Origin of the sequence: Streptococcus gallolyticus subsp. gallolyticus DSM 16831, from assembly GCF_002000985.1 — a bacterium.
GTDB classification, from domain to species: domain Bacteria; phylum Bacillota; class Bacilli; order Lactobacillales; family Streptococcaceae; genus Streptococcus; species Streptococcus gallolyticus.
In genome coordinates, this window is record NZ_CP018822.1 from 2210385 (window position 1) to 2236479 (window position 26095).

Below are 26095 nucleotides of genomic sequence, written 5' to 3' on the forward strand. Positions count from 1 at the left end.
TTACCTATCCTTACTTTGAATAACGATAAGATAGCCTGATTTTAAGGTAACTGTAATTGGTTGGTCAAGAAATTCATTACTTGAATAGATTTTTTTCTTGAAAAAATTACTGGCGTCAAGCTCGTATTTAGCACCTTTAATGGTCAAATCAGCGTCACCATCAGCCATAAAAGAAACGTAAATCATTTCTTTTTCTGGCAAAACTTGATTAGAACCTGCAGGATAAAACTGCACGGTATTTTGCTCATCGCGTAGGGTTATCTGACGCATGAAGGGTGCTAATTCTGGGTCGCTTGGTAGAAAAAGATTGGACATCATGTGGTCAATTCGACCGCCAAAAGCGCCGAAAATCGTCACTTGTGCTTGTGGGTATTTTGAGAAAATCGCCTTTAGGGCTAACTCTGTATCCGTGTCGTCTTTTTCTGGAGCAGCCTTGATGAAATCGCCAGCTTCTTCTTGAATCATTTGTAATTCTTCTTTGCTGACAGAATCAAAATCTCCCACTGCTAAATCTAAAGGTAATTGATTTTTTAATAGGAAAAGACTACCACGGTCAACACCGACAAAAAGCTCAAAATCAGTCGAGAAATCTGACAAACGACCGCCAGCAAAGACAGCTATCTTAGTCATTTAACGCCACACGCAATGTTTCTACTTGTGCAGCTAAATCACTTGCTTTGAAGAGATATGAACCAGCAACAAAGACATTAGCTCCAGCGTCATAACAAGCTTTGATAGTCTTATTATCAACGCCACCGTCAACTTCGATGTCAAAATCATAGCCTTTTTCATCGCGGAGTTGAGCAACTTTTGCCACTTTTTCAAGCATTTCAGGAATGAAGGCTTGTCCGCCAAATCCTGGATTGACTGTCATGATAAGCACTTGGTCAACCAAACTCAAGACAGATTCAATAGCTGAAACTGGTGTTCCTGGGTTGATAACAACACCTGCTTTCATTCCTGCAGCTTTAATTTTTTGCAAAGCACCATGAATATGAAGAGTTGACTCCGCATGAATTGTCATAATATCTGCACCAGCTTGCGCAAATGCGTCAACATAACGTTCTGGATTAACCACCATAAGGTGACAATCAAAAACGAGTTTGCTGTGTTTACGCATGCTAGCCACGACATCTGCACCAAAACTGATATTTGGTACAAATTGCCCATCCATAATGTCGATATGAACATATTCTGCACTTGTTTCTTCGATACGTTTTAATTCTGAAGCGAAATTTGCATAATCAGCTGCTAAAATTGATGGTGCGATTTTATTGTTTGACATAAGTACCTACTTTCTTTTTATAACTTTCTTATACGTTTCACGACGGTTTTCAATTTCACTGAGAAATTGGAGATAATTATCATACCGTGACTGCCAAAGGTCGCCTGATTCTAAGCCTTCCTTAACCGCACATGATGGCTCATGCGTATGCGTACAGGAACGGAATTTACAGTAATGACTAAGGTGCCTTAGCTCTGGAAAAGCTTCGTTGAGATCTTCGGCATTCGTAATTTCATAATCAAGCGATGAAAATCCTGGCGTATCTGCTATTTTCCCACCATTAACATTGTAAAAACTAACTGCACGAGTGGTATGGCGACCACGTCCAAGACTGTCCGAAATTTCACCTGTTTCTAACTTGAGTTCTGGAGCAATTTTATTTAACAATGTTGATTTACCAACACCTGTTTGCCCCATGAAAACAGTCACTTTGTCGGTCAATAGCGGAAGCAATTCTTCCAAAGACGTGCAAAATTGATAACCGATTTCTTGATATTGTCTTTGAATTGCCCTTATCTCATCAGGAGTTATCACTAAATCCATTTTTGAAATATAAACAATCGGTTCTATCGCCTTGTGCTCTAATAAGACCAAAAAACGATCCAACAAATTGGCATTAAAGTCAGGCTCTTTGGCTGACATGATGACAACCGCTTGGTCAATGTTGACAATCGGTGGTCGAACCAAACTATTCTTTCGGTCATGAATCGCTAAAATGTAGCCCTCTGAATAGTCATCTGCTGAAAATTCAACAAAATCGCCAACATAAGGTGTTTGACCTTTTTTTCTAAAATTACCACGCGCACGTGTCTGATAAATGACTCCGTCAGATTCAACATAGTAAAAACCTGCTAGAGACTTGATAATTCTACCTTGCAAATGTACTTCCTTTTTATAATTGATAGTCTCATTATAGCAAAAAATGCCCTTTTATTCAGTACCTAGCTCAAAAGATTTCTCATGTTTGTCTTTTTTGATTAAAAGTCGTATAATGACTTTGTCTTTTGCGGAAGTGGTGGAACGGCAGACACGCATGCTTCAGGCGCATGTGCCCAGTATGGGCGTGAGGGTTCAAATCCCTTTTTCCGCATGGTATTTTGAGCAACATTATCATTTGAAATCAAACAACGCTTAAATACGACATTTGGAAAGGTGGCCCAGCTTGGTACGGCACCAGACTCGAAATCTGGCAAGTGGATGTTATTCACACGCGGGTTCAAATCCCGTCCTTTCCTTATAACAAATAAAGCCAACTTCAAAAGAAGTTGACTTTCTAATTTTAAAGAGTTGTTAAACGTGATGGAAAAATTTGATTGAGAAGCTATTAGCTACCTCTCTATCTATATTATTCGTAAAAGGTTTAAAAAAAATGCCCTATTGGGCATTGAATAACACAATTTTTTAAAAAATATTAACAATAAGACCAGTACCTACTGATAGTAGGATAATACCTATAAGAGTTCCACTCCACAAACTATTCAAAAGAAATGGTGACGTATTTTTGTTACCATGTTTTTTTGTGTTGTCAAACAATTTGTAAGCTGTAAATAATTGATAAACAGCTAACAATAAACAAGCAATACCAGCTAAAACTTCTAACATAGAATTTACCTCTTTTCATTTGAAGTTTTGTTAATTGTGCATTCGAACAAAGTATATACCTTTGCTAAAATAATGCAAGTTTTTTTGTTGAATTTATCAGAAAAAACGTAACATTTCTAATGCACCATATTGCTAGGATTCATAGATTCTCAAAATTTGTCTAAAGAAGTGATTTGAGCTGCTTGTTTCAATGGAGAGATTGTCATATTCTTGCTGAAATTCACTAACTGTTGCTAAGCCAATACCACGATTGTCTCCTTTGCTTGAATAGCCTTTTTGATAAATGTTATCAATCGGAATACTATCTTCTTTGGTTGAATTTTCAATCATAAAAACAAAGTTATCATCTTGATAAAAATTCGCTACGGATATTTTAGGAACATCTGATAACACCGCAGCTTCAATCGCATTATCAAACAAGATAGCAAGGATGCGAATGTAGGTAATAAGTGGAATTTTGGGACACTCCACGACTTCAGGAACTTCCAAAGTAATGGTGATTCCGAGATTTTCAGCCTCTAGAAATTTAGCAGACATCAAACTTTTGATGGCACTATTTGAAATATGAGACAAGCGTGTCAAATCGAATTTGCTATTTTTGACGAACTTCTCAGAATCATTAGTAATGTCATTGTAGATTTTTTTGATAGTTTCCAAGTCATTTCGCTCGATACTTTCTCCTATACTCAACAAAATATTGGCATAGTCATGTCTGAAACTTCTGACCTCTTGGTACAAACTTTCCACATGTTTGCTGTAATTTTCCAGCGAAATTAATTCTAGCTCCTGCTGCCTTTGTAACTCTATCTCTTGTTCACGGACGTATTTGTAATTCAGATAGAACAAAAATAGAAAAAGAAGAATAATGTAAACAAAAGTAACTCTTTCTCTAAACGATTCGCTACCTACGCTACCAAATGGACTTTTCAAAGCGACATAATCTATTCCAAAAAAATAGAAAGCCATTAGCAAATTAATCAAGATAAGACTTGTCGAGCTAAGGTAATTTTGCAAGGTCTTTTTGACATTTGAAATATCAATTTCCAGTAATTTTGAAGCCATAAAATAAATCGGAACGGGTGTCCAGATGTCAACATGAGCAATCCATGACTGTCCGATAGCATTGATTCTTGTGGAAAATAGCGCCGCTAATGAGTAAGACACCGTCCTAAGCAGAATATCCTCTACCGCAACTGGGAAAAGCCCATAAAAAATATGATACCTTGGTAGCAAGGACCTATCATGACGGTAAGATAAGGTGGTAAACCACAACAACACCACAATATTTTTAATCATGACAGTTTTGAAACCGTCCATATCCGCAAAGCACAAAAGCATGACAACCGCAAAGCCTGATGCAAGAATTGGCAACACTAAAACAGATACTAGCCATTCCCAAACGGCAAGTCGGTACTTGGTAATACTTTTAAATAGGATAGCATACCCCAAAAACGTGACAAAGGTTTCTAAAAACGCAATTAAACTCCTTAAATCCAAAACTTCTCCACTCTAACTTTCTAGTTTAGTTTTTAATTCTTTCATGTGTTTTTTGGAAACGTAGCAAGATTTTCCACCTACAAAATAAACAAGCCCTTCTTTTTTATCCAAACTGACGACATTATCAGGATTAATCAGATAGGATTTATGGCATTGAAATAGCTTATGATTTGCCTTTTTAACTTCTCTAATTGTTCCGTAAAAATTACGCTGTCCTGTCCGTGTCACCAACATCAAACGGTGCGCTTCCGCCGTTTCAAAATAAAGAATATCTTCAAACGGTATTCTGATTTTAGTTTTATTGTTTTCAAAAATAAAGGTATCCAAGCTTAGGCGAGGCACTTGTCCTTCAACGACTTTCTTTAAACAAGCCTGCAAATTTTCCTTGATTGCCAAGTCACTGTCAGTTTTATCAATGAAATCAAGGGCACTGACTTGCGCACGATAGGTCAGGAGCATAAATTCAGAATGCGTTGTAACAAAGACAAGTGTTGCTGTTTTCGAAACGTCTCTAATCGCCTTGGCAACTTCAATTCCTTTCGTTTTATCGCCATTGATATCCAAATCCAAGAAAAAGATTTGAGGAACCGTTTCATCAATAAGAGTGATAAGACGACTGGGCTCACCAAACAATTCAAAACAACGATGTTGCCACTGATTGTCCACAAGCACCTCGTCAATCATTTTTTCCAAGCGAAACTGCTGATTTACGTCATCTTCCAAAACATAAATATCAATCATTTTCTTCTCTCCTAAACAGTAACTTTGCTTTCTAAACATGAAATGATCTCCCTCTTATTGTAACATATCAAAAATTCCCTATCACATTGATAGAGAATTTACAGTATTCTGATGTTTTGAAGTGCTCTTAACTCTTTTAGTTTCGCCGATTGTTCCCTTGTTGGGTGAATAGCATTTTCCACCAAAACAGTTGATAAATCAACATTTAAACGACTTAAAATATAGGGCGTTGACGTCCCACTATTTTTCAATTCTTCATGATAAGATTGCAATAATTGTCGTAACGGGTTGATTTTCACATTGTTATCAAGAGTTGCTAGCAAATCATCAATGATGATTAATGCTTCGTCTCTTCTTTCTTTTCCCCCAGAAAACCACTTTAAATTCGGCATAAATCTCCCTCCAAATACCTGCTTATTAGCTCGCTGTTAGGTAATATTAGTTAGTCAAAAGAAACTCTACGAATAAAGGTGACAATGAGTAAAGCGACTACGTAATATGGCAGAAAGCGAGTACCGAGCAAAGCTGCTACAACACCAGCTCCCATTCCTATTATCAAGCTATTTAATATTGGATTTTTAACTATTTTTTTCATCTTTTCTCCCTGAAATCTAAATCATCAAGAACACTTGGCAAACGGCTCAAGAAAAAATTTTTCACATCTCTCCACGATTCCCTCACATCAGAAAGTTATTTAATAACCACTAATTACTATAATCCTTTTTGAGTGATAATTTCATTTAATGTCATGAAATGACCAAAAATAGTCGTGAAAGGTCAAAAATGTCAATTAAGACGTTTTATGACTTAACTGTCTTTTTAGCACAGCAGTAACAATTTTGAAAATAAATGCTTCAATCATCGTTTGATAATTGCTGTATTGACAAGCTTTCCCAAGTGTCGTGATGATGTTTTCTATTATTTTTATACTAAAGTTATCAATGACCGCCGCCCACGACACCCATAGCCATAAGACCACGTCCGAGATTTTTTTCAAATTCTCCATATGTCGCGATTTTTTGATAAAAAGTGTTCACCGATGCGCTCATTTTTGTTTTCTTGGCAATATTTGCAACACCGATTCGACGTAAATCAGATGCCAAAGACATCACAGCTCTATCAAAATCCTGACCAGCTTCTACCGCATTTTTGAAAGTTAGTAGTGCTTGACGTTCTTCGTCTTTGATGTCAACAGACAAGACAAGGTCATAAACCTCATTTAGCAACTCTTCTTTTACTAATTTTGTCATAATGTCTCCTTCTAAGGCAATAAAGCATTGACAAGACTACGACCAAAGTCGCGTCCAGACATGTAAATTATTTTAAAAATCTGCGGATAAACGGTTAGTAACAAAATGATGCCAATAACCAAAACCGCTGTTTTATGCTTTGAAAATAATGTTTTTATCATAAATACTCCCTATAACCCCAATATTTCAGAAAATGGCAGGTAATCTGTCGTAAATTCTAGCTTTTGAGCTTCGTCAGCAGAGACTTGAGCTTGTTGAATGAATTTTTTTGAAAGTCATCCAAAGTCAGCTCAGAATGACAAAGCCAATGATTTCCCGTTGTGATGTACCATTTCCCCAAAGGTTTCAACGTCGTCGAAAACTGCAACTTTTTTGTCAGATTTGTCTGGTCGATAACATAGATTTTTTCATGCGTATAGGTTGGAAAAACAATCTTTTTAATCAATTGTTTTACTGATGCCACTGACATGACAATCACCTGCTTTCACTTATATTTCCTATAACACGCCTACATTATACTCCTTTTCAACTCATAACGAACACCCAAGTCGCAAAACGTTGTTTTTTAGTCGCGAATGGTAATTTTTTAATACTTGCCGTTTACGGCTGTCTTTGACATCTTGTGATTTTAAAATGGCATAAAAATGATGGCTTGGACTTTTTCAATATTCTTTGTTGCCGTTTACGACCGAAAAATGACTTTTTATGACTTAGAAAAAGCTTTTAAGAACTTTTCTGCTACAATTAATCACTAAGGAGGTTTATAAAAATGATGACAGAAAAAATGTTTAAAGAATTAAATCAATCTGAATTAGAGAAAACGATTGGTGGAAAGAATAAGGATTTCTTAATTGTTGGACCTTTCGATTGGTTTAAAAAACATCAAGGGAAATCACAAAAACACATGTAAAAAATCATTCGACTTATTAGTCGAATGATTTTTTTATACATATTGTTTGTCTGAAATGATAATTTTTACTTGATGTTTGTACCGACATATTTGGATACTTTTTCAACATCTGGTTAACCGTTTTAAGACCAACACCTCGTCCAAAGCCCTTACTTGAATAATTCTTCTGATAAATCAATTCCACAGGAACTCGTTCTTCTTTTGTAGTGTTATCGATAACTAGTAAATAGTCATCCCCTTGATAGAAACAAGCAATAATCATGGCAGGATTTTCAGCTTCCATAGCTGCTTCAATCGCATTATCACACAAAATCGACAAAAGTCGCACATAGTCTAGTAATGGTATCTCAGGAAGTCCGATCTTATCTTTAACCTCTAATTGAACGGCAATGTGATAAGACTCAGCCTCTAAAAACTTTGCTGATAATACACTTTTTATTGCATCATTGTCAATATTAATCAATCGTCCAATATCAAATTTTTTATTCTGAACAAGGTGCCCTGACTCTTCTAATACAGAATTGTAAATATTTCTGACCATATCCATATCATTTTGGTCGATTCCTTCTTTTAAACTCACTAAAATATTGGCATAATCATGACGAAAAGCTCTTAGTTCTTCATATAAGCCTTCGATTTGCTTGCTATATACCGACAAAGAATGCAGTTCTTGTTCTCGCGCTAATGATACTTCTTTCTCAAGCCAATTTTGATAAGAGCGATTCATATAAAACAGCATTAAAATGAAGAAAGTGAAATAGAGAGCCACCAACCATTGGCGATAAACCAAGTTTGGGACACCACCATAAACTTCCATACCTGTTAGAAATTCAATAGCCACATAAAAAGCAATCATCGTTACATCAGTAACAATAAGAAAAAATCTTAATATGCTGACACTAACCATTTCTATAAATCTTTGAAAATCAAATTTAGAAATTTTCACTAGCAAAATATAAAGCATTAGGGATGTTAGCTCGACACACATAAAAATTATATTATTTTCACCTACATTCAGATAATTTAAACCAATGATTGGAAGCATAAAGAAACCTATCAAACGCCTAAAAACACTCTCAACAATCCAAGGAAAAACACCATAAAAGACATGAAGTGTTAGTGGTAAAGACCTATTTTTTAGATAAGATAACAATATCAGAATAATAAAATTACATATAATAAAATAAAACCAAGCATGATCAACCCATACAAAAACAGCAACTGCTATTAATATCTCAAAAAAGTTTAACTTCTCACCTCTGACTTGAGAATAAATGTATAGAATAAACGAATTTACTATTAAGCAAAGAAATAAGTAATCCAACATATCCTCACCTCATCTCATTTAATAGAGGTTTTATTTTATCTCTAGAAACTAGGCAAGTGTCCCCAGTTTCGAAATAAACACTTCGTGTCGCTTTATCAAATCTGACCACATTATCCACATTAATGATAAAAGAACGATGACACTTAAAAAGACGTTTGTCTGATTTAGCAATCTCTGCAATCGTTGCATAAAATTCCATTCTGTCATTTTTCGTATGCATAATCACGCGGTGCACAGCAGGAGAGGTTTCAAAATAGAGAATGTCACTATATGGCATGCGCACACGTGCTTTAGGAGTTTCAAATAAAAAGGAGTTTTCGCCGAAATTATCATTTTGATGTTTCATGGCTTCCTTTAGGCACAACTCTATGCGTTCACTAAATGCTTGGTCATTCAGGTTCTTATCAATAAAATCAATTGCCCCTACTAACGCTTGGTAGGTCAGCAGCATAAATTCTGAATGAGTTGTTACAAAAACAATGATAGCTGTTGCATCTTTTTCACGAATAGCTTTAGCGACATCAATTCCTTGTTTTTCGTCGTCTCTGATTTCTAAATCAAGAAAGAAAATTTGATGCTCTCCTTTTTCAGTTGCCTTAGCTATAATCTCATTTGCAGAGCCAAACATTTCTAACTTTCGATAGTCCCAATTATTTTTTGCCATAATGGTCGCAATCTCGCGTTCCATACGAAATTGCTGTATGATATTATCCTCTAGTACATAAATATCTAACATAAATCTCCTCTAAAAATCAGTCATTTGAGATGATTTCTTTTAGTTGACTTCCTTTACTTCGTGCATAATGTACAGGTCGCTTTTCATCTCCAACATATAAAAGTCGCTGCTCTCTATCCATTATCCGTATTTTATCCCTATTTACCAAAGTATCACGGTGACACCTAAAGAACTGATGATATTCTCTTTCAATATCTTTTAATTGATGATAAATGTGATATTCCTCATCAGCGGTTACGACCTTGACCATATGAATTTTTTCCTTAGAGACTTGAATAAAAAGGATATCGTCAATAGCCAATTTATAATCTCGCCTGTTAATTGTAAATTTAAAATATTTCATAAATCATTATTCCCTCCAATAACATTATAAAGGAAATATTGATAAAAAAATCTCCAAGTCATAAACAGACAAAATAAGGTCACGAACGGTCACTTTTTATTGTAACATAGTAAAATGATATATGACTAGTTCTCATAAAATAGAAAAATTGTCCGTACAATAACAGACAATTTTTATTATAATTCATTTAGCTCTAAGTAAGAACTCCCTCATAGAATTAGTTAAAAAACAAGGAAAATCACTATTCCTATTAAATAATTCTTCTAGTATACTCTTACTTTTTTGGGGCTCTCCCTCTAATAATAAATAAGTTGCTAAGACAGAATATAAATAGTCGACAGGAAAAATGCTATTCTCAGTCTTTAATTTTTGACAAACATTTAACATTTCTTCTAACTCATCGCCTATTATTTCCTGAATTTTCAACAATTTAAAAGCATATTTCAAAAAAATATAATCTGAATGTTCACATGCAACATCTTTTATCGTGTATTGATATTTTTCAAAGTCAGATATTCTCTTATTTTGAAGTGCCTTAAACATAAGCAAGAGGGTTATTCTTACACTATAATAACTTCCTTTAAGATTTCTACTCAAAGAATCATTATAAAGAGAGTCGTAACATAATGTTTTCATTTCTGTATACTCAATGCTATTAAAATTATCTCTCAAATAAAAATATAACCACCTTAGATTCATAGGATTTTCATCAATAGTTAACAAAAGCAATTTATTATAATAATCAGCTTTTTTCAAAGTCATCCTATTCTGACTAATAATATCTATATTAATATTAGTATAATGAACATCACCTACAGAAGAAAAATATGTTTCATGGACCCTCCCACGGTATGAAAAACAAGATAGGTTTTGGATAACCTTACCAGTTTTGTAAACGTTATCACCTCGAATTATATTTAAGTTGAATACTGTTTTAGGATAATCACCAAAATTTTTCAAATAGGTCAACAATAATTTTAATAATTTAAAATTGGTAATTCTTTCATCAGCATCAAGAGAAACAATCCAGTCGCAACTCGCCTTGCTATTTGCAAAATTTCTAGCTCTAGAAAAATCATCACACCATTCAAAAGAATACAAACTAATTGAAGTATCATTCATCGAATAATTAGTTAAAATTTCAATAGTCTCATCAGTTGATCCTGTATCTACAACGATAATCTCATCAGCTAGTTTTTTTAAACTCTTTATGCTTTTTAATATCGTATTTTGCTCATTTTTTACAATGTAAACTACTGAGATTGTTGATTGGTTATTAAAATCAACTTTATTAACATAATCTATAACTTGTCTACACGATAATGATTTAGAATTTTTAGTATAAAGTATATTCCAATCATCAGATTCAATTAATTCAATAAGATGTAAGATTAATTCAAAATCTACTTTTGATTGTTTAATATACGCTTGATTTTCTCTAAGCCATTCTTTCTTTAATATTGGATTTATTTTCATTCTATAATCCCAATATTTCACAAAATGGCAAATAATCAATCGTAAACTCAACAGCTTGTGCATCATTGTCACTTAGTTTAGACATGTTTAAAAAATTAGCTTGAAAATCTTCAAATGATAATTCTGAATGGCAAATCCAGTGTTTACCATTTGTGATATACCATTTTCCCAATGATTTCAACTCTTTTGAAAACAGAACTTCTTTTTGAACATTGTCCAAATTGATAACAAAAACCTGTTCATGAGTATTTTCAGGAAAAATAATCTTCTTTACAAAATTTTTAGCTCCAGATATAGTCATAACTTTTCCAACCTTCATCTAAAAATTAATTTTTACAAACTCTTCTCATATAAGCACAGGCACTGCCCGGATCAGATGTTCCATAGCCTCCAAGTGCAATATCATGTGCACAAGTTACCATTGCCCATTTACACGCTGTACTAGCTCCGCCTTCATAAGCCGCTAATAACTCTTTTGACAATTCCTTAAACTCAGTTACTTTTTGCATAATAGATACCTCCATTTTGTTTTAACAATTATATTGTAAGCCCTTACTAAAAATCAGTAAAGCAACTTTAAATAGCAAATATTATTGGTAGACTAAAATATCTAAACTAACTTCAAATAATTGTGCTAAACTAATTAAACTCATAAAATCTGGATAATTTTCACCAGTCTCCCATTTTGAAATAGCTTGATGACTTACGCCAATTCTTTTAGAAAGATCACTTTGTGACATTTTTTTCATTAAGCGATATTTCTTTATATTTTTAGATAATTGAATCTTATTATTCTTCATTTACTTTTCCTCTGCCAAGTTTCATTAAAATCAGTCCCAATAGAGAAATTAACAGTCCATATGCTGAAAAGTTGTTTGCTTTAATGCCTAATTTAGGTAGGGCGTTGCTGTTATTAGTTTTTATTTCATTTTTAGAGAAAGCTTGTGGGCTTTCTGGAACAATTAAGGCTTTTTCAGCGGTTTTAACATCATTTTGCGGTGAAAAAATCACATTCTGAATATTAGAATCAGTTTTTATTTCTTTAGCGTCAAATGCTATCGTTTCTGTATTATCTTCATTTGATTGTTCAGCCATTGCTGCTGCCATAGCCGCTGGGATTTTCCCATAAAAGAGATAGTCATAAAGTTCTTGTCCAGAAATACCACCACCAATCCACGCACTCACAATTTGACCATTTTGCAAACGGATAATGGTAGGTGTTCCTGGAATACCAATCGTTCCAAAAAGAAAGTTCGCTGCTTCTTCATCAAAATCCTGACTGTCAGTATTGTAATACTCTAGACGATTATCCATTAAAGTGTTGAACTCTTTTAAAGCTGGGGAAAACTGACGACAATAGTAACAAGTCGGACGTCCAACATAAATCACATGCTCTTTTCCGTCCTCTGTAAACATAGCATAAACATCTGTCATTGGAACGTGATTAAAGTCTGCGACATTTTCTTCATATTGGGGAATGGTGACTTCAGCTTCTTCTGGCTCATCTGATGTGTCTGATGCTATCGTTTCCGTTGCTTCGGTTGATTCCATTATAACTGATGAATTATCAGCCGTTTCAATTGATAATACCTCCTCAGTTTTTTCGGATTGACTTTCTGAAATATCATTTGATGGCTCAATAATATCTGTTGCTAGATTTTCTGTAACATTATCTCCATTATCCACAACTTCTGTCGTTTCAGTTGTAGGCACAAGCTCATCATCAGCAAAGACAGAAACGGTTGCCATTGATAAAACAGTTGCAGATAATAAAATTATTGATTTTAAAACGTTCTTTTTCATAAAATCTCCTTTTAATTAAGATTGTCACCGCGATTGACCATTTCAGTTTAACAAATTCTCTTGGAAATAAACGTCCAAGTCGTAATTTGTCGTTTTTAGGTCGTAAATGGTAAAATTTGATTAAAACAAAAGCTGATAGGCAATCTATCAGCTTGAAAATGTGTGACTATCACAATAGTAATACATTATAAATTATTCTTTCAGGCAATATTATTGCCGTAAAAATATGAATCTGATTATCAATAATAGTTATTATTTTTTATCTCTATTTTCATAATATATCAATAGCAAAATAAGCAAACAGACTATCGTCAGAAAGCTAGTGTTATCTTCCTTTTGACTTAAAACATAACAAGTCAAAAAAATGATATAAGATGAGGCTTTATTATTTTTCTTAATAAAGAAACCGTCAATAAAAATTATAGCTAAGATAATGCAGAATAAAATAACAAAAATAGAATAGTACATAGAAATTAATTTGCTTTATTTATACTATACAATATAAACATTGTGAAGAAAACGAGAACTCCTTTTACTAACATACCGTCTGTCGATAATACTGCCTTCGCTCCTATTGCCAAAAACAGTATATTTTTTAGAATAGCTCTCCAATTTTTCATCTACAAAAACTTCCGTCATCTGTCATTACATCAAGTCGTTCAAAAGTTTTTGTATTCATTTGAATACCTCCCAATAATATTTTGTCATCGCGATTGACAAAATTTATTTTATCAGAATATTTCATCTTTTTTTGCCCAAGTCGTAATTTGTCATTTTTAGGTCGTCAACGGTAAAATTTGATTAAAACAAAAGCTGATAGGAATCTATCAGCTTGAAAATGTGTGACTATCACAATAGTAATACATTATAAAATTTTTAAATAGCTATTTAGACGCATTGAACAGGATATCTACTACAATATAAACAATTGATAAAATCAATAAAACTTTACCAGTTGTCTCTCGCTCGTCATTCGAAGCTTTAAATACCTTGTTAATTAATAAATAACATACTAAATTAACAAAAATAATAATACTATATTTTATAATCATAAATTCTATAAGTATGCTGAAATACCTGAAGCCACACAGATCATTGCAGCCCCACCACCAGTAATTGGTCCAGTAGCTGCAGCTAATAATACTCCACCGATACACCCGCCAATAGCAGAACCCATATTCCCTTTACCACCACTAATTGTTTGCAAATGATTTTTATCTAACTCTTGAAAATTAGTAAACTTATTTAAGCTCATTACTCTCTCCTTATAAAATTAATTAAACAACATACCACCTACACAAGTAGCCCCACCACCTATAGCTCCAATATGTGCACCAACAAATGCACCAGGTAGTCCTGCCACTCCCAACGTTACTAGACCTGCTCCAGTACCACCAGCTACAATTCCACCAGCAATACCTGTAATCATTGCATTGAGACAATCTGTCTTGCTGTAACCACCTTCAACTTTAGAAAGTGCTTCATCTGTCATTACATCAAATTGTTCAAAAGTTTTTGTATTCATTTGAATACCTCCCAATAATATTTTGTCGTTGCAACTGACAGATTTTAGTCTAACAGATTGTGAGGTTAATGCACGCCCAAGTCGTAATTTGTTGTTTTTAGGTCGTAAATGGTAAATTTTTTTGTATTTTCATGATTTTTTGACCGTTTACGACTTAAATTTGACTTTTTATGACTTGGGCATTTTTAATGTTATTTTTATGGCATAATGAACAATTGTTACTGAGAAAAAAGGGAGATTGGGACCATGCTAACACGATTTTTTACTATTTCATCACGCACCTTGGCGTTTTTAGAAAAGCTGAAAACTGTCTTTGATTCTTGGCTTGCACCACTTGCATTGCTTCTGCTAGGGATTACTTATTTTTTCATCGAAATCAATCGACAAGTGGCAATCGTATTATCTATCATTTCATTATTTTTAATATTTACCTATCTCATCTTAGGAGCATATCTTTTTATCCGAATCAGATTTTTTCTTTGGAAGAATGGTAAAGAAAAATAATTTTTTGACCGTTTGCGACCTATTTTTGACTTTTTACGACTTGGGCGTTTTTTAATCTTGTTTTATGGCACAATAGTTCTAGTTTCATTTTTAAAAGGGAAAGGTTATGAGAAGATATAAATATGTTAGTCAGATTGATTTGCGAGACTGTGGTGTGGCAGCTTTGGCATCAGTTGCCAAGCATTATGGATCAGATTTCTCGCTGGCTCATTTGAGAGAATTAGCCAAAACAACTAAGGAAGGGACAACAGCATTAGGGATAGTTGAGGCAGCTAAAGCAATCGGCTTTGAAACACGCGCCATTCAGGCTAATATGGAACTGTTTGATATGGCTGATATTCCCTATCCTTTTATTGTTCATGTTAATAAAGAAGGCAAAATCCCGCATTACTATGTTATCTACAAAGCCAAAAAAGATTATCTTATTATCGGTGACCCTGATTCGAGCGTTGGGGTCACTAAAATGTCCAAAGCACATTTTGCCAAAGAATGGACTGGAGTTGCTATCTTTTTAGCGCCTGCTCCGCATTATCAACCGCATAAAGATAAGAAAAATGGCTTAACAAGCTTTTTACCAATTATTTTCAAACAAAAGGCACTGCTAACTTATATCATTCTGGCAAGTTTGCTCGTGACCTTGATTAATATTGTTGGGTCTTACTATTTGCAAGGAATCTTAGACGATTATATTCCTAATCATTTGCAATCCACTCTTGGCATTGTCTCGGTTGGATTGATTGTAACCTACATAATGCAACAAATCATGAGCTTTTCACAAAATTATTTACTTGTTGTGCTGAGCCAACGGTTAACAATTGACGTGATTTTGTCTTATATTCGTCATATTTTTGAATTGCCCATGTCCTTTTTTGCCACAAGGCGGACAGGTGAAGTTATCTCACGTTTCACCGATGCTAACTCGATTATTGATGCACTGGCATCAACGATTCTCTCTTTATTTTTAGATGTGAGTATTTTGTTTATTGTCGGAAGTGTCTTAATTCTGCAAAATGCCAATCTTTTTTTCATCACCTTAATAGCATTGCCTATCTATGCTATTATTATTTTGGCTTTTATGAAGCCTTTTGAGCGAATGAATCACGATGTCATGCAAGCCAATTCTATGGTTAGCTCTGCGATTATCGAAGATATCAATGGTATTGAAACGATTAAATCTTTGACTAGTGAGGAAGTCCGTTATCAAAATATTGACCGTGAATTTGTGGATTATTTGGATAAAAGTTTTACGCTTAGTAAGTATGAAGCTGTGCAAACGTCGTTAAAACAGGGAGCACAGCTGATTTTAAACGTCGTCATTCTCTGGTATGGTTCACGTTTAGTCATGTCTGGGAACATTTCAGTAGGTCAATTGATTACTTACAATACGCTTCTGTCGTACTTTACAACACCAATGGAAAATATTATTAATCTGCAAACCAAACTACAATCTGCCAAAGTAGCTAACAATCGTCTCAACGAAGTTTACTTAGTGTCATCTGAATTTGATGGCAGACAACTCTTAAATGACAGCCATTTTCTACAAGGAGATATTGTCTTTGATAATGTTTCTTATAAATATGGTTTTGGTCGTGACACACTGAGTCATGTGAATTTACACATTAAGAAGGGTGAAAAAATTAGCCTAGTTGGTATCAGCGGTTCTGGTAAGACAACCTTAGCTAAAATGATTGTCAATTTTTACACACCTAACCATGGACAGATTACCCTTGGTGGCTACGATTTAAAAACCATTGATAAAAAAGCCATTCGCCAATACATTAATTACCTACCACAACAGTCTTACGTCTTTTCAGGGACGATTTTAGAAAATTTAACTTTGGGAGCACCTGACAATATCACGCAAGAAGAAATTCTGAAAGCTTGTGAAATCGCTGAAATCCGTGCTGATATTGAATCGATGCCACTAGCATACCATACCGAACTTTCAGATGGTGCTGGTTTATCTGGTGGGCAAAAGCAACGTTTAGCTTTAGCACGCGCTTTACTGACACAAGCTCCCGTCTTGATTTTAGATGAAGCCACAAGTGGTCTTGATGTTCTAACGGAAAAACGTGTGATTAAAAATTTACTATCTCTCACAGACAAGACTATTATTTTTGTTGCCCACCGTTTGAGCATTGCTGAACAATCTGACCGTGTCATTGTTCTAGATAAAGGACAAGTTATCGAAGAAGGGCATCATAAACAACTCATCCAAAATCAAGGTTTCTATGCACAGTTATTTCATGAATAAAAGGAGACCATATGAATCCTAAATTATTTCAATCTGCTGAATTTTATCATAGGCGTTATCATAATTTTGCGACTGTCTTAGTGATTCCAATGACACTCTTGGTCTTTTTTCTCCTTGCCTTTTCTCTCATTGGTAAAAAGGAAATTACCGTTACGACACTTGGTAGTATCCGACCAACAAAAGTCATCGCTGTTGTCCAATCAAGTAGCAATAACACCGTTTTAACCAATAATCTTAGTGAAAATAAGGCAGTCAAAAAGGGGGATTTACTCATCCAATACTCCGACAAATTGGAAGATAGTCAACTTAATGCCATTCAAACACAAATCGAAAGATATGAACGTCAACAAGAGGCACTCAATCAATTGAAAGAAAGTCTAAAACAAGGACAAAACCTTTTTACAGGTGATGATGAATTTGGTTATTCAGCAACCGTTGAGCGCTTTTTAAATCAATCTCAAACAATTACTGCTCAAGTTTCTCAATCAAACCAATCAGTTGCTAAACAAGAAGCTGGTGTCAACCAAGCAAATGCAGCTATCGCCAATCAGATTGCTAACCTACAAACCCAAGCCAGTCAATATCAAGAAGTTAAAGATGCTATTCAAACTGATAAAACAAACGTATCTGGCAATAATCCATATGCAACTACTCTTAATAGCTATCTTAGCCAAATTCAAACAATCGATACACAAAGCAGTTCAACTGACAACAATTCTGCTAGCAAAGAAAGCGTTAAAAATCAATTTTTAACAGACCTACAAGGGCAGATTGATAGCATTAATGCCTCTATCTCTAGTTTGCAAACACAAGCTGCTTCCAATTATTCAACGGGAAGTTATGACACTAGTGCCACTAATCAAATTGAAAGCTTGCGTCAGCAGGAATTGACACAAGCTGAAACACAACTTACGCAAATTACTCAAGAAAAAGAAAATTTGCAAGCACAGCTTGACCAGACAAATCTCTCCAAAGCTGACACCGTTTTAAAAGCTAGTCAAAGTGGCATTTTACATGTTTCTGATGAATTTGAAGGGCAAACGCTCTTGCCGCAAGGCAGTCAGATTGCAGAGATTTACCCAGATATTGCCAAAACACAGCAAGTCGCTATCCGCTATTACGTTGACTCCACTCATGTTAGTCAATTGAAAAAAGGACAGACTGTTCGCCTAACCCTTGAAAAAATTAGCAATCATGCCATTGTTATCACTGGCAAAATCAGTAAAATTGCAAGTTCTGCCACACAAACCAAAGAAGGAAATGTCTTTGAGGTGACAGCACTAGCCACCGTTGATAAACAAGATAGCTCCAAATTAAAATATGGTTTACAAGGCAAAACAATCAGCACTATCGGCAAAAAAACTTTCTTTAATTATTACAAAGACAAGCTGTTAAAAGATTTTTGATAAGTCCAGCCATAATAAATGGCTGGCTTTAATTTTTCTAAGTCATCACACAGCAAAAATCAGTCGTGAATGGTCATTATTCTTTAAAATTTGACTGTTTACGACTAAAAAACAACATTTTATGACTTGGATAAAAAAAGATGATACATTCTGATAAAATAACCTGTAACTATCTTATTAAAGGAGTACTTATGATAGAAAAACTCAAGAACTTACTAGTTCCAAAACTATTGGCAATATTTTTTATCTATTATCATCTATTTGGATTGAAGTTTGTAATGTTTACTATTTTAGAGCGGCTTGATTTACCACTAACAGATTATCATTACCCTGTTCTTAATATTTTTACCATCATATTTACTATCGTACTGGTGATATACCTAAGACGAAGAAGACCAGAAATATTTCAAATAACATCGCTAAAACCTTTAGACTATTTATTAATTTTGCTTGCTTTTGGGGTGATATACACCTACTTCAATAAACTTTTATTTGTTGGTGGAGATATAAATAATGATTTACTATTTTTCCGTCACTCACCGCAGGCGTTTTTGGTAGCATTACAACCCTTTATCGTCGGACCAATCCTAGAAGAATTAGTTTATCGTGGTGTTTTGATGACTAGCTTTTTTGAGAAATCAAAGTTTTACTTAGATTGCTTACTATCTGCTGTGATGTTCTCAGTAGCTCATCTATTTTCTTATGGTGTTAGTTTAGAGGTATTTAAAAACTATGCTTTTCTTGGTTTAATTTTAGCGATTCTTTTTAGAAAAACACGTTCGATTTACCCATCAATTCTTGTTCATATGGCATGGAATATTTATCTGAGCTGGCATCTGATTGCATTTGTTTTCTTTGCTCAATAAATACAAAAGGAGATATTATGGAAAAATTCATAAAACGATATGGTTACCTGTTAACATTATTGGCAGTTACTTATATCTGGGTACGCTTTATATTACTAAACGTTCTCAATTATCAACAAAAATTAATCTATACAGGCATTTATTTCATCTACATCGTGTTGGTGCTTTTAAAAGTTTATAAACAGTAAGATAGGAGAAATATCAGGTGTCAAATCAGTATCAACAAAAACTTCTACTTGCCTATCCTCTTCTTTTTTATGTCATCTTTTTTCGTTCATTCCCATGTTTGTTAGGAAAAATCGTTACCAAATACGCTATTAATGATTTCGGTGGAACCATTCTACTATGTGCTTATTACACCCTTGTGAGTTTATTATTAGTGGGATATTTATTGAAACAAAATGGCAGAGCTTTTTTCAAAGTGAAGTTTCATAGCCACTATGTTGGAGTCGTTGTATTACTAGCTCTAGCAAATCTTGCCCTTTCAGCTGCGCTTCTCTGTTATCTCCCCATATCTTTAAACCAAGAATTATTAAATGAGAGTCGGATAATTTCAGCAGAAAATGTATTGCTAGTGAGATTTTATTGGGGTGGCATTGTTGCGCTAATTAATGAAGAATTATTTTATCGTGGTGTTCTCATGTCAACTTATTTTAAACATTCACGTTACCACCTAGATATTTTAGTGTCTGCTATCTGTTTTGCCTCTGTTCATGTTATTTGGTCATCTTGGTCATGGTTTGATTTCATTCAGTATATCCCAGCGGGGCTTTCTTTGGGATTGATTTTTAAATGGACAAAATCCATTTATTATCCGATTTTATTACATTTTTTAGTCAACTATGGTCCTAAAACCATTTTTATGATATTAACCTAAAGAAGCTGAGGCAAAAATCCCCAGCTTCTCTGTTTATATAGTTATTATTTACAAGACGCAGTAGTTGAGTGGATTCTAATGCGCTGATAAATCAGCTTTTACAACCCTACTTGACATCAAGCTTCGCTTGACTTTATTTCCCACCTTGAAAGATTCCCCAAATCTTTCAAGCCTTGCGGGGGTGGGAGTAAAACAGTTCAGTGAACTGTTTTAGGTCAGCAACAAGAAATTGAGACTTGCTGAGAAATCGAATTTCTTCGAAATTACCGATTTCTGTCCCACTCCCTCATTTTTATAATCCGACTTCTTTTAGGGCGTCTGCTAGTTTTGCAAATTCGGCAATTGAGAGGGCTTCTCCGCGAATGGATGGTTTGATTTCTGCGATTTCAAGCGCTTGTTCAAGTTTGGCTTTGGTTTCGTCTGCTTTTCCAAAATGGCTTGTTAGGTTGTTCCAAAGGGTTTTGCGGCGGTGAACAAAGCTAATTTTTGAAACACGGAAGAAGAAATCTTCGTCTTTGACTTGAACGAGCGGTTGTTCACGGCGAGTCATTTTTAAAATCGCTGAATCCACATTTGGTGCTGGTACAAAGACTGTACGCGGTACAACAAAAGCAACTTTAGCGGTCATATAATATTGCACCGCAATTGATAACGAGCCGTAAGCTTTGGTGTTTGGCTCTGCCGAAATACGATCTGCCACTTCTTTTTGCATCATCACGACAAATTCCGCAAATGGGATTTTTGATTCAATCAAGTGCATCAAGATTGGTGTTGTGATGTAGTAAGGAAGATTTGCCACGACCTTAATTGGAAGGTCTGGGTTAGCAAATTCTTTGATACGACTTTGTAGGTCTGATTTCAAAATATCCTCGTTGATAACTTTTACATTATCAAAATCGCGGAGCGTATCAGCTAAAATCGGAATTAAACGGTCGTCAATTTCAAATGCCATGACTTCGGCAGCATTTTCAGCCAAAAATTCAGTCAAAGCACCGATACCAGGACCGATTTCAATAACATTGACGTTCTTGTCAATTTCAGCAGTATCCACAATCTTTTGAAGAATGTTTGTATCTGTCAAAAAGTTCTGTCCAAATGATTTTTTAAACGTAAATCCATGACGCTCAAGGACAGCACGCGTCACGCTGTAATCTGCAATTCTCATAATTAATAATCCCTCATTAGTTAGGGAATGTCTTTCCTTTCATTTCTATCAATGCAAGTTACTATTGTATCACATCTGGCTCAATCGCAAAATGCTGCGACGCTTTCTCATGGTTGCTGTGATATGTAACTGTTTTTCAAGGTAATTGGTATTCAGTCGCTTTTTCTTTGCTTCTCTTGGTAAATAGAGGTACAGGCACTCACTACCAGCTTTCAAGATTTCATCACCAAAATCCATCTCTAGTAGTTCATTTAATATCTCTTGGTTAAGCTGGTCATTGGTAAATACCAAGTGAACACGTGAGTCATCGTAGCTTTCATCAAAGGGACTTTCAGCAAGAGCCGTCGTAAACTGGGCTTGCGTTTTGAGGATAACCGATAAATCAGCACCGATTTTTGCCTGAATCGTGTCATGAATCAATGCACAAACGTCATCGTCAGACAAGGTTGTCTCAAAAACGATATTGCCACTTTGAATATATGTCTTAACATTTTCAAGACCTGCTTCTGTTAAAATCTCTGCCAGATAAGCCATTTTAGGAATACGATTCTGCCCAACTGGCGTAACTCCCCGTAAAAGCGCAACTTTTTTCATTCCTCATATCTCTCCATAGCTTCTTCTACTTCGGCTAAAGTGATGCCAAAGAGCTCTAGGCGTTTGAGAAGTTGTTTGCCGTTGCTGTAACCAATGCGGAGCTTTTCGCCCAAATATTCACGGCGCCTGCGGCTATCATTTCCCATTAAAAGCCCCATACGCATTAGGTCAGCTCTTGTGATGTCGAATTGATTATCATCATCAAAATTTCCTAATACGCCAGAAAGAGCTTTTTGCAAATCTTCGAAACTTGCGTGCTCAACGCCGAGTGAACGACCTTTACTTTTTGATTTTGGCGCAGCTTCATCACGATTTAAAAAAGCGTGTTTAACGTTTGGAATAGCATTCATGATGATTTTGCGAATGCGTTCTCCGTTATAATCTGGGTCCGTAAAGACAATGACCCCACGAAGGTCATTTAATTTTTCGATACGTTCAAGGTCGTCATCATTGATAGCTGACCCGCGGGTTTCATAGGTATCTACATCATAAAAACGGCGCAAATTTGCGGTATCGTCTTTCCCCTCAACAACAAGCACTTCTTGAATTTTGATTTTTTCAGTCACAGTTAAACAACCTCTTTGCATTATCTGATGTCGCTTTTGCCACTTCTTCACTGGTAAAACCGCGGAGCTCTGCAATTTTATCTACAACATAGCGAGTATAAGCGGTGCGGTTTTCACGACCACGTTTTGGAACGGGAGCAAGGTAAGGCGCATCCGTTTCAACTAAAATCTTATCAAGCGGCAATTTCTGCGCAGCTTCTTGAACATCAAGTGCTTTTTTAAAGGTAACAACCCCTGAAAATGAAATCATCATGCCAAGCTCGATAAAACGCTCTGCCATTTCCAAAGAGCCTGAAAATGAATGAATAATCCCGCCGCGAGGTCCAACGCCTGCTTCTTTGATGACAGCGTAAGTATCTTCAAGCGCATCACGAGTGTGGACAATAAAAGGGAGGTTGTGGTCTTTTGAAAGCTGAATCTGACGTTTAAAAACCTCAATTTGGACGTCTTTTGGGTCTTCCATCCAATGATAATCTAGCCCAATCTCACCAAGACCAATCACTTTGGGGTGTGATAGATTGGCAACAATCATCTCCTCAATTTCTTGATTATATGAACCTGCTTCCGTTGGGTGCCAACCGATTGTGGCATAGATTTCAGGGTATTTTTCAGCTAACTCAAGAGCACGTTTAATAGTTGGTGCGTCAAACCCAACAACATTGTGTCGAGTGACGCCCATTTCTTTAGCAAGTGCCAATTCTTCTGCTTCACGTCCAGCAAAATCATCGGCGTTTAAATGCGTATGTGTGTCAAATATTTCCATGATTTTATTATAACACAGACCACAAGAGAGACCAAAGCCAAGTACAAGTAAAGCGGTAAAATATCAAAGATAAACACAAAAAGAGAACCAAATTGGCTCTCTTTTTTAAAAGGTTGGATTCAATTACTAACTAATACTATGCTTTAGCTCTTTTGGCTTTATAAACAAAACCAAAGATAACTGATAATACAAGTGCTAGACCAAGCATCATCAATCCTAGACCGCTGCTATCTCCTGTTGACGGAAGGAGTGATTTCTTTTCTTGTTTCTTCTCTGATTGTTTATCAGAATTACTTGACGGAGTTGTTGGATCATCAACTGTTGGGGTATTTGACTGTGGTTTTTCTGGAATTACTGGTGTTTTAGCATCTTCCATTTTGATTGTGGCATCGGCTTGGACTGTCCATGAACCATCTGTTCCTTTTACCTCGACTTGACCGTCTGCTGTGACACGGAAAGTGATTGACTCTGCTAATTCATAACCTGCTGGGGCTTGACTTTCCACCATAGTGTAGGTACCTTCTGACAAGCTGAACACTTTGGCTGTATCACCTGAAGTCCACGCTAAGTTTTCACCCGTTTTTGCATCTGTGGCGATTTGACCGTCTGCGGTTTCACCTGAAACAACTTTGAGCGATGCGCCTGGGAGTTCGGCGCTACCGTTAACTTCAACTTTGCTAAATGTCACATCTGTTGTCTTAGGGTCCTCTGGTTCTTCTGGAATTACTGGCACATGCGTATTGGTAATGGTTACATTTCCGTTCTCTACTTTTCCTTCAGTAGTTGTATAGCCATCAACTTCAGTCACTTCTTTGACAGAGTAAACAATATCTTTTTTATTTGCTTTTTCAGCAAGATTTGTCCATGTATATGTCCAGTTATCCGCTGCTGTTAACGTCACAACGTCACCAGATTTTTTGCCATTAGCATATAATTGGACATCAATAGAATTAGGACGAAGCCCATCTTGATCATCGCTATCATCCCAAACTTTTGTGACTGTCAAACTTGTTTTACCTGGAGTGTAGCTATTTGTAATGTCATATCCATTAATTGTTGTTGTGTAATTGTCAACACTATCTTCAGTTACTGTGTAAGTAATAGCACTACCATTTGCATATTTGGCAAGATTTGAAAACGTATATGTCCAATTCGTATCAGCTGTTACTTCTTGTGAAGTTACCTTAGTTCCATTGGCTAAAAGGTTAACTGTAATCGAATCTGGACGTTTACCATCTTGGTCATCATTGTCATTCCATGTCTTTGTTCCAGACACTTCTGTCGTTTCTGGGGTGTGACTGTTTGTAATGTTAAATCCAGAAATGATAGTTTCATAACCACCAACACTGTCTTCTGAAACAGTATAAACAATTTCTTGACCATTTTGATATTTCGGTAAATTTTCAAATTGGTAAGTCCAGTTATCAGTTTGTGAAACTTCTTTAGTTTGACCAGTATCTACACCATTTGCAAGTAGATGAACAACAATTGATTCTGGACGGATACCATCTTGGTTATTATTGTCATCCCATGTCTTTGTTCCTGATAAATTAATTACCTCTGGAACATGAGTATTTGTAATAGTGTAGTTATTGTCACTTCCTGAAATTACAGATTGATAACCAGATAAATCTGTAACTTCTTTTACAGTGTAATCAATAAGAACATTGTCAGAGTCATATTTATCAAGATTTTCAAAAGTACCATTCCAACCATTGGCATCACTTAGCACTAATTGCTGACCAGAGACTTCCACTCCATTTGCTAACAATTGAACAGTAACTTCACTTGAACGTTGTCCATCTTGATTGTTTGCATCATCCCAAACTTTATTGACAGATACACTTGTGTATTCTTTAACAACAGTATTTTCAGTTAATACTTCTGCTGCCATTAGATTCTGTCTAGTTGAATCTTGGCTAATATACAAGTTAAGTTTGAAATCCGCTGGATAAGTAAGGTTTGCAACATCAGTTAGTTCTGAATAAGCACCTTGACGCTGTGCATTTTGGAAATAAGAATCAGAAATATAGGTATTATCTGTAAAATGCCAAATAGCATATTGTGTGATAGCCCTAAACTCATCATCTGTTAAGCCATACTTTTCTTTTATACCACTGTTATTATTTGGATAACCGTTATATAAAACTTTCATAATAGCATCATACAATTCAGAATCCACCATATTGCTGCTACTATTAGCTTTCATTTGTTCTGAAGTTACATTAGCATATTTTTCATAAGGCGTTCCACTACTAAGTGGGTAATTTTTATGGAAATTAAAGCAGTAAGTGACAACTGCTTTACCATCATCATCTACGTATAAGTGGTTAATACTCATACGAGAATCACTACTCTTTCCTGCATTATTAATGTAACCTTTATAAGTAGCAGAACTATCCGTTTCAGCAGCTACATTAATAGCAGATAGACTTACTAAAAACGTTATGACCAACGCAAAAGCAATTCTAATAAACTTTCTCATCAACAAAAACTCCATTAATTTATTTTTCGTTTTACCTAATAATTGCCGCTTACATTGCTTTTTTATTAATAAAAATAAGTAAATGTACGGATTTTATAAGGTAAATATTGTGTTGTTATA

Annotated in this window: 34 protein-coding genes and 2 tRNA genes; 9 read left to right on the plus strand and 27 right to left on the minus strand. The window is 35.2% G+C overall.

Translation table 11 applies throughout. The features are described 5' to 3' along the window. The 3 genes from BTR42_RS10975 to rsgA are packed head-to-tail and all read right to left on the minus strand — an operon-like array spanning position 1 to position 2164. Positions 1 to 630 carry a thiamine diphosphokinase gene (locus BTR42_RS10975; protein WP_013643475.1) on the minus strand — a complete coding sequence of 210 codons (630 nt, stop codon included), beginning with the start codon at positions 628 to 630 and terminating at the stop codon, positions 1 to 3. Then, positions 623 to 1285: a ribulose-phosphate 3-epimerase gene (gene rpe / locus BTR42_RS10980; protein ID WP_013643476.1), complete on the minus strand. Its 663-nt coding sequence runs from the start codon at positions 1283 to 1285 to the stop codon at positions 623 to 625. The genes BTR42_RS10975 and rpe overlap by 8 nt, the downstream gene beginning before the upstream one ends. A 6-nt stretch (positions 1286 to 1291) precedes the next feature. Further along, positions 1292 to 2164 (minus strand): ribosome small subunit-dependent GTPase A, encoded by an 873-nt coding sequence (gene rsgA, locus BTR42_RS10985; protein ID WP_077497721.1) that lies wholly within the window; start codon positions 2162 to 2164, stop codon positions 1292 to 1294. A 127-nt stretch (positions 2165 to 2291) separates the two neighbouring features. Here rsgA and BTR42_RS10990 point away from each other — a divergent pair. Both BTR42_RS10990 and BTR42_RS10995 read left to right on the plus strand, forming a co-directional pair. Continuing rightward, positions 2292 to 2375 (plus strand) — tRNA-Leu (locus tag BTR42_RS10990). A 56-nt stretch (positions 2376 to 2431) separates the two neighbouring features. Next, positions 2432 to 2520 (plus strand) — tRNA-Ser (locus BTR42_RS10995). Between the two features lie 166 nt (positions 2521 to 2686). Here the strand turns inward: BTR42_RS10995 and BTR42_RS11000 are convergent. The 8 genes from BTR42_RS11000 to BTR42_RS11035 form a co-directional block, all read right to left on the minus strand. After that, positions 2687 to 2887 carry a bacteriocin gene (locus BTR42_RS11000; RefSeq protein WP_077497723.1) on the minus strand — a complete coding sequence of 67 codons (201 nt, stop codon included), beginning with the start codon at positions 2885 to 2887 and terminating at the stop codon, positions 2687 to 2689. A 132-nt stretch (positions 2888 to 3019) separates the two neighbouring features. After that, positions 3020 to 4384: a sensor histidine kinase gene (locus BTR42_RS11005; RefSeq protein ID WP_077497726.1), complete on the minus strand. Its 1365-nt coding sequence runs from the start codon at positions 4382 to 4384 to the stop codon at positions 3020 to 3022. A gap of 12 nt (positions 4385 to 4396) precedes the next feature. Beyond that, positions 4397 to 5125 carry a LytR/AlgR family response regulator transcription factor gene (locus BTR42_RS11010; protein WP_012962512.1) on the minus strand — a complete coding sequence of 243 codons (729 nt, stop codon included), beginning with the start codon at positions 5123 to 5125 and terminating at the stop codon, positions 4397 to 4399. 98 nt (positions 5126 to 5223) lie between these two features. Next, complete coding sequence (locus BTR42_RS11015) at positions 5224 to 5517, minus strand: bacteriocin immunity protein (RefSeq protein ID WP_009854994.1); 294 nt, start codon at positions 5515 to 5517, stop codon at positions 5224 to 5226. A gap of 50 nt (positions 5518 to 5567) precedes the next feature. Further along, entirely contained in the window at positions 5568 to 5720 is a 153-nt protein-coding gene (locus BTR42_RS11020) for a hypothetical protein (RefSeq protein WP_231873055.1), read from the minus strand. A 343-nt stretch (positions 5721 to 6063) separates the two neighbouring features. Further along, entirely contained in the window at positions 6064 to 6375 is a 312-nt protein-coding gene (locus BTR42_RS11025) for a bacteriocin immunity family protein (protein ID WP_003066564.1), read from the minus strand. Positions 6376 to 6386: 11 nt separating this feature from the next. Beyond that, positions 6387 to 6536: a hypothetical protein gene (locus BTR42_RS11030; RefSeq protein WP_013643483.1), complete on the minus strand. Its 150-nt coding sequence runs from the start codon at positions 6534 to 6536 to the stop codon at positions 6387 to 6389. Between the two features lie 56 nt (positions 6537 to 6592). Continuing rightward, complete coding sequence (locus BTR42_RS11035; protein ID WP_231844599.1) at positions 6593 to 6844, minus strand: DUF3884 family protein; 252 nt, start codon at positions 6842 to 6844, stop codon at positions 6593 to 6595. 300 nt (positions 6845 to 7144) lie between these two features. Between BTR42_RS11035 and BTR42_RS12705 the strand changes: the two genes are divergently transcribed. Further along, positions 7145 to 7285 carry a hypothetical protein gene (locus BTR42_RS12705; RefSeq protein ID WP_014295304.1) on the plus strand — a complete coding sequence of 47 codons (141 nt, stop codon included), beginning with the start codon at positions 7145 to 7147 and terminating at the stop codon, positions 7283 to 7285. Between the two features lie 16 nt (positions 7286 to 7301). Here BTR42_RS12705 and BTR42_RS11040 read toward each other — a convergent pair whose 3' ends face one another. The 11 genes from BTR42_RS11040 to gllA2 form a co-directional block, all read right to left on the minus strand. Then, positions 7302 to 8612: a sensor histidine kinase gene (locus BTR42_RS11040; RefSeq protein WP_058621373.1), complete on the minus strand. Its 1311-nt coding sequence runs from the start codon at positions 8610 to 8612 to the stop codon at positions 7302 to 7304. A gap of 4 nt (positions 8613 to 8616) precedes the next feature. After that, positions 8617 to 9348: a response regulator transcription factor gene (locus tag BTR42_RS11045; protein WP_077497729.1), complete on the minus strand. Its 732-nt coding sequence runs from the start codon at positions 9346 to 9348 to the stop codon at positions 8617 to 8619. Between the two features lie 16 nt (positions 9349 to 9364). After that, positions 9365 to 9691, minus strand: coding sequence for a LytTR family DNA-binding domain-containing protein (locus BTR42_RS11050; RefSeq protein WP_009855002.1), 327 nt, complete (start codon positions 9689 to 9691; stop codon positions 9365 to 9367). A 183-nt stretch (positions 9692 to 9874) separates the two neighbouring features. Next, complete coding sequence (locus tag BTR42_RS11055) at positions 9875 to 11167, minus strand: glycosyltransferase family 2 protein (protein WP_013643489.1); 1293 nt, start codon at positions 11165 to 11167, stop codon at positions 9875 to 9877. Between the two features lies 1 nt (position 11168). Then, entirely contained in the window at positions 11169 to 11468 is a 300-nt protein-coding gene (locus tag BTR42_RS11060) for a DUF3884 family protein (RefSeq protein ID WP_013643490.1), read from the minus strand. Positions 11469 to 11493: 25 nt separating this feature from the next. Then, positions 11494 to 11676: a hypothetical protein gene (locus tag BTR42_RS11065; RefSeq protein ID WP_013643491.1), complete on the minus strand. Its 183-nt coding sequence runs from the start codon at positions 11674 to 11676 to the stop codon at positions 11494 to 11496. A gap of 81 nt (positions 11677 to 11757) precedes the next feature. Continuing rightward, complete coding sequence (locus tag BTR42_RS11070) at positions 11758 to 11967, minus strand: helix-turn-helix domain-containing protein (RefSeq protein WP_013643492.1); 210 nt, start codon at positions 11965 to 11967, stop codon at positions 11758 to 11760. Beyond that, a complete protein-coding gene (locus tag BTR42_RS11075) occupies positions 11957 to 12970 on the minus strand; it encodes a DUF6568 family protein (RefSeq protein WP_077497732.1) in 1014 nt (337 codons plus the stop codon). The genes BTR42_RS11070 and BTR42_RS11075 overlap by 11 nt, the downstream gene beginning before the upstream one ends. An 884-nt stretch (positions 12971 to 13854) precedes the next feature. Next, positions 13855 to 14022, minus strand: coding sequence for a Gip family bacteriocin immunity protein (locus BTR42_RS13050; RefSeq protein WP_012962515.1), 168 nt, complete (start codon positions 14020 to 14022; stop codon positions 13855 to 13857). 5 nt (positions 14023 to 14027) lie between these two features. After that, complete coding sequence (gene gllA1, locus BTR42_RS11095; protein WP_009855009.1) at positions 14028 to 14225, minus strand: two-peptide bacteriocin gallocin A subunit GllA1; 198 nt, start codon at positions 14223 to 14225, stop codon at positions 14028 to 14030. 18 nt (positions 14226 to 14243) lie between these two features. Continuing rightward, positions 14244 to 14495, minus strand: a complete 252-nt coding sequence (gene gllA2 / locus BTR42_RS11100) for a two-peptide bacteriocin gallocin A subunit GllA2 (protein WP_009855010.1) — start codon at positions 14493 to 14495, stop codon at positions 14244 to 14246. A 246-nt stretch (positions 14496 to 14741) separates the two neighbouring features. Here gllA2 and BTR42_RS11105 point away from each other — a divergent pair, with 246 nt between their 5' ends. The 6 genes from BTR42_RS11105 (at position 14742) to BTR42_RS11125 (ending at position 20402) form a co-directional block, all read left to right on the plus strand. Then, positions 14742 to 14999 (plus strand): hypothetical protein, encoded by a 258-nt coding sequence (locus BTR42_RS11105; protein ID WP_009855011.1) that lies wholly within the window; start codon positions 14742 to 14744, stop codon positions 14997 to 14999. Between the two features lie 106 nt (positions 15000 to 15105). Then, a complete protein-coding gene (locus BTR42_RS11110) occupies positions 15106 to 17253 on the plus strand; it encodes a peptide cleavage/export ABC transporter (RefSeq protein ID WP_077497737.1) in 2148 nt (715 codons plus the stop codon). Positions 17254 to 17264: 11 nt separating this feature from the next. Further along, the gene (locus tag BTR42_RS11115) at positions 17265 to 18659 is read left to right on the plus strand and encodes a bacteriocin secretion accessory protein (protein ID WP_074658230.1); all 1395 of its coding nucleotides are present in this window, start codon (positions 17265 to 17267) and stop codon (positions 18657 to 18659) included. Positions 18660 to 18850: 191 nt separating this feature from the next. Then, positions 18851 to 19525, plus strand: coding sequence for a CPBP family intramembrane glutamic endopeptidase (locus BTR42_RS11120; protein ID WP_077497739.1), 675 nt, complete (start codon positions 18851 to 18853; stop codon positions 19523 to 19525). Between the two features lie 17 nt (positions 19526 to 19542). After that, positions 19543 to 19713 carry a hypothetical protein gene (locus tag BTR42_RS12625; protein ID WP_157769870.1) on the plus strand — a complete coding sequence of 57 codons (171 nt, stop codon included), beginning with the start codon at positions 19543 to 19545 and terminating at the stop codon, positions 19711 to 19713. Between the two features lie 17 nt (positions 19714 to 19730). After that, a complete protein-coding gene (locus BTR42_RS11125; protein WP_061458109.1) occupies positions 19731 to 20402 on the plus strand; it encodes a CPBP family intramembrane glutamic endopeptidase in 672 nt (223 codons plus the stop codon). A 292-nt stretch (positions 20403 to 20694) separates the two neighbouring features. Here the strand turns inward: BTR42_RS11125 and rsmA are convergent, their stop codons facing one another. From rsmA to BTR42_RS11150, 5 genes are all read right to left on the minus strand, one after another. Then, positions 20695 to 21567 (minus strand): 16S rRNA (adenine(1518)-N(6)/adenine(1519)-N(6))-dimethyltransferase RsmA, encoded by an 873-nt coding sequence (gene rsmA, locus BTR42_RS11130; protein WP_009855016.1) that lies wholly within the window; start codon positions 21565 to 21567, stop codon positions 20695 to 20697. 69 nt (positions 21568 to 21636) lie between these two features. Continuing rightward, the gene (locus BTR42_RS11135; protein WP_077497742.1) at positions 21637 to 22161 is read right to left on the minus strand and encodes a DUF1697 domain-containing protein; all 525 of its coding nucleotides are present in this window, start codon (positions 22159 to 22161) and stop codon (positions 21637 to 21639) included. Next, the gene (gene rnmV / locus BTR42_RS11140; protein WP_043878604.1) at positions 22158 to 22727 is read right to left on the minus strand and encodes a ribonuclease M5; all 570 of its coding nucleotides are present in this window, start codon (positions 22725 to 22727) and stop codon (positions 22158 to 22160) included. The genes BTR42_RS11135 and rnmV overlap by 4 nt, the downstream gene beginning before the upstream one ends. Then, the gene (locus BTR42_RS11145) at positions 22720 to 23490 is read right to left on the minus strand and encodes a TatD family hydrolase (protein ID WP_077497745.1); all 771 of its coding nucleotides are present in this window, start codon (positions 23488 to 23490) and stop codon (positions 22720 to 22722) included. Before BTR42_RS11145 ends, rnmV begins: the two co-directional genes overlap by 8 nt. Positions 23491 to 23626: 136 nt before the next feature. Then, entirely contained in the window at positions 23627 to 25975 is a 2349-nt protein-coding gene (locus BTR42_RS11150) for a Cna B-type domain-containing protein (RefSeq protein ID WP_077497747.1), read from the minus strand. Between the last annotated feature and the right edge of the window lie 120 nt (positions 25976 to 26095).

Excerpts from the sequence above, each read along its gene's own strand:
- BTR42_RS13050 (WP_012962515.1), bottom strand. The coding sequence starts at position 14,022 with ATGATTATAAAATATAGTATTATTATTTTTGTTAATTTAGTATGTTAT.
- BTR42_RS11150 (WP_077497747.1), bottom strand. The coding sequence starts at position 25,975 with ATGAGAAAGTTTATTAGAATTGCTTTTGCGTTGGTCATAACGTTTTTA.
- BTR42_RS11105 (WP_009855011.1), top strand. The coding sequence starts at position 14,742 with ATGCTAACACGATTTTTTACTATTTCATCACGCACCTTGGCGTTTTTA.
- rsmA (WP_009855016.1), bottom strand. The coding sequence starts at position 21,567 with ATGAGAATTGCAGATTACAGCGTGACGCGTGCTGTCCTTGAGCGTCAT.
- BTR42_RS11145 (WP_077497745.1), bottom strand. The coding sequence starts at position 23,490 with ATGGAAATATTTGACACACATACGCATTTAAACGCCGATGATTTTGCT.
- BTR42_RS11025 (WP_003066564.1), bottom strand. The coding sequence starts at position 6,375 with ATGACAAAATTAGTAAAAGAAGAGTTGCTAAATGAGGTTTATGACCTT.
- gllA1 (WP_009855009.1), bottom strand. The coding sequence starts at position 14,225 with ATGAGCTTAAATAAGTTTACTAATTTTCAAGAGTTAGATAAAAATCAT.
- BTR42_RS11055 (WP_013643489.1), bottom strand. The coding sequence starts at position 11,167 with ATGAAAATAAATCCAATATTAAAGAAAGAATGGCTTAGAGAAAATCAA.
- BTR42_RS12705 (WP_014295304.1), top strand. The coding sequence starts at position 7,145 with ATGATGACAGAAAAAATGTTTAAAGAATTAAATCAATCTGAATTAGAG.
- gllA2 (WP_009855010.1), bottom strand. The coding sequence starts at position 14,495 with ATGAATACAAAAACTTTTGAACAATTTGATGTAATGACAGATGAAGCA.
- BTR42_RS11115 (WP_074658230.1), top strand. The coding sequence starts at position 17,265 with ATGAATCCTAAATTATTTCAATCTGCTGAATTTTATCATAGGCGTTAT.
- BTR42_RS11120 (WP_077497739.1), top strand. The coding sequence starts at position 18,851 with ATGATAGAAAAACTCAAGAACTTACTAGTTCCAAAACTATTGGCAATA.
- BTR42_RS11010 (WP_012962512.1), bottom strand. The coding sequence starts at position 5,125 with ATGATTGATATTTATGTTTTGGAAGATGACGTAAATCAGCAGTTTCGC.
- BTR42_RS11075 (WP_077497732.1), bottom strand. The coding sequence starts at position 12,970 with ATGAAAAAGAACGTTTTAAAATCAATAATTTTATTATCTGCAACTGTT.
- BTR42_RS11110 (WP_077497737.1), top strand. The coding sequence starts at position 15,106 with ATGAGAAGATATAAATATGTTAGTCAGATTGATTTGCGAGACTGTGGT.
- BTR42_RS11020 (WP_231873055.1), bottom strand. The coding sequence starts at position 5,720 with ATGAAAAAAATAGTTAAAAATCCAATATTAAATAGCTTGATAATAGGA.
- BTR42_RS11035 (WP_231844599.1), bottom strand. The coding sequence starts at position 6,844 with ATGTCAGTGGCATCAGTAAAACAATTGATTAAAAAGATTGTTTTTCCA.
- BTR42_RS10975 (WP_013643475.1), bottom strand. The coding sequence starts at position 630 with ATGACTAAGATAGCTGTCTTTGCTGGCGGTCGTTTGTCAGATTTCTCG.
- BTR42_RS11060 (WP_013643490.1), bottom strand. The coding sequence starts at position 11,468 with ATGACTATATCTGGAGCTAAAAATTTTGTAAAGAAGATTATTTTTCCT.
- BTR42_RS11070 (WP_013643492.1), bottom strand. The coding sequence starts at position 11,967 with ATGAAGAATAATAAGATTCAATTATCTAAAAATATAAAGAAATATCGC.
- BTR42_RS11135 (WP_077497742.1), bottom strand. The coding sequence starts at position 22,161 with ATGAAAAAAGTTGCGCTTTTACGGGGAGTTACGCCAGTTGGGCAGAAT.
- BTR42_RS12625 (WP_157769870.1), top strand. The coding sequence starts at position 19,543 with ATGGAAAAATTCATAAAACGATATGGTTACCTGTTAACATTATTGGCA.
- rpe (WP_013643476.1), bottom strand. The coding sequence starts at position 1,285 with ATGTCAAACAATAAAATCGCACCATCAATTTTAGCAGCTGATTATGCA.
- BTR42_RS11045 (WP_077497729.1), bottom strand. The coding sequence starts at position 9,348 with ATGTTAGATATTTATGTACTAGAGGATAATATCATACAGCAATTTCGT.
- BTR42_RS11065 (WP_013643491.1), bottom strand. The coding sequence starts at position 11,676 with ATGCAAAAAGTAACTGAGTTTAAGGAATTGTCAAAAGAGTTATTAGCG.
- BTR42_RS11040 (WP_058621373.1), bottom strand. The coding sequence starts at position 8,612 with ATGTTGGATTACTTATTTCTTTGCTTAATAGTAAATTCGTTTATTCTA.
- BTR42_RS11000 (WP_077497723.1), bottom strand. The coding sequence starts at position 2,887 with ATGTTAGAAGTTTTAGCTGGTATTGCTTGTTTATTGTTAGCTGTTTAT.
- BTR42_RS11050 (WP_009855002.1), bottom strand. The coding sequence starts at position 9,691 with ATGAAATATTTTAAATTTACAATTAACAGGCGAGATTATAAATTGGCT.
- BTR42_RS11015 (WP_009854994.1), bottom strand. The coding sequence starts at position 5,517 with ATGCCGAATTTAAAGTGGTTTTCTGGGGGAAAAGAAAGAAGAGACGAA.
- BTR42_RS11030 (WP_013643483.1), bottom strand. The coding sequence starts at position 6,536 with ATGATAAAAACATTATTTTCAAAGCATAAAACAGCGGTTTTGGTTATT.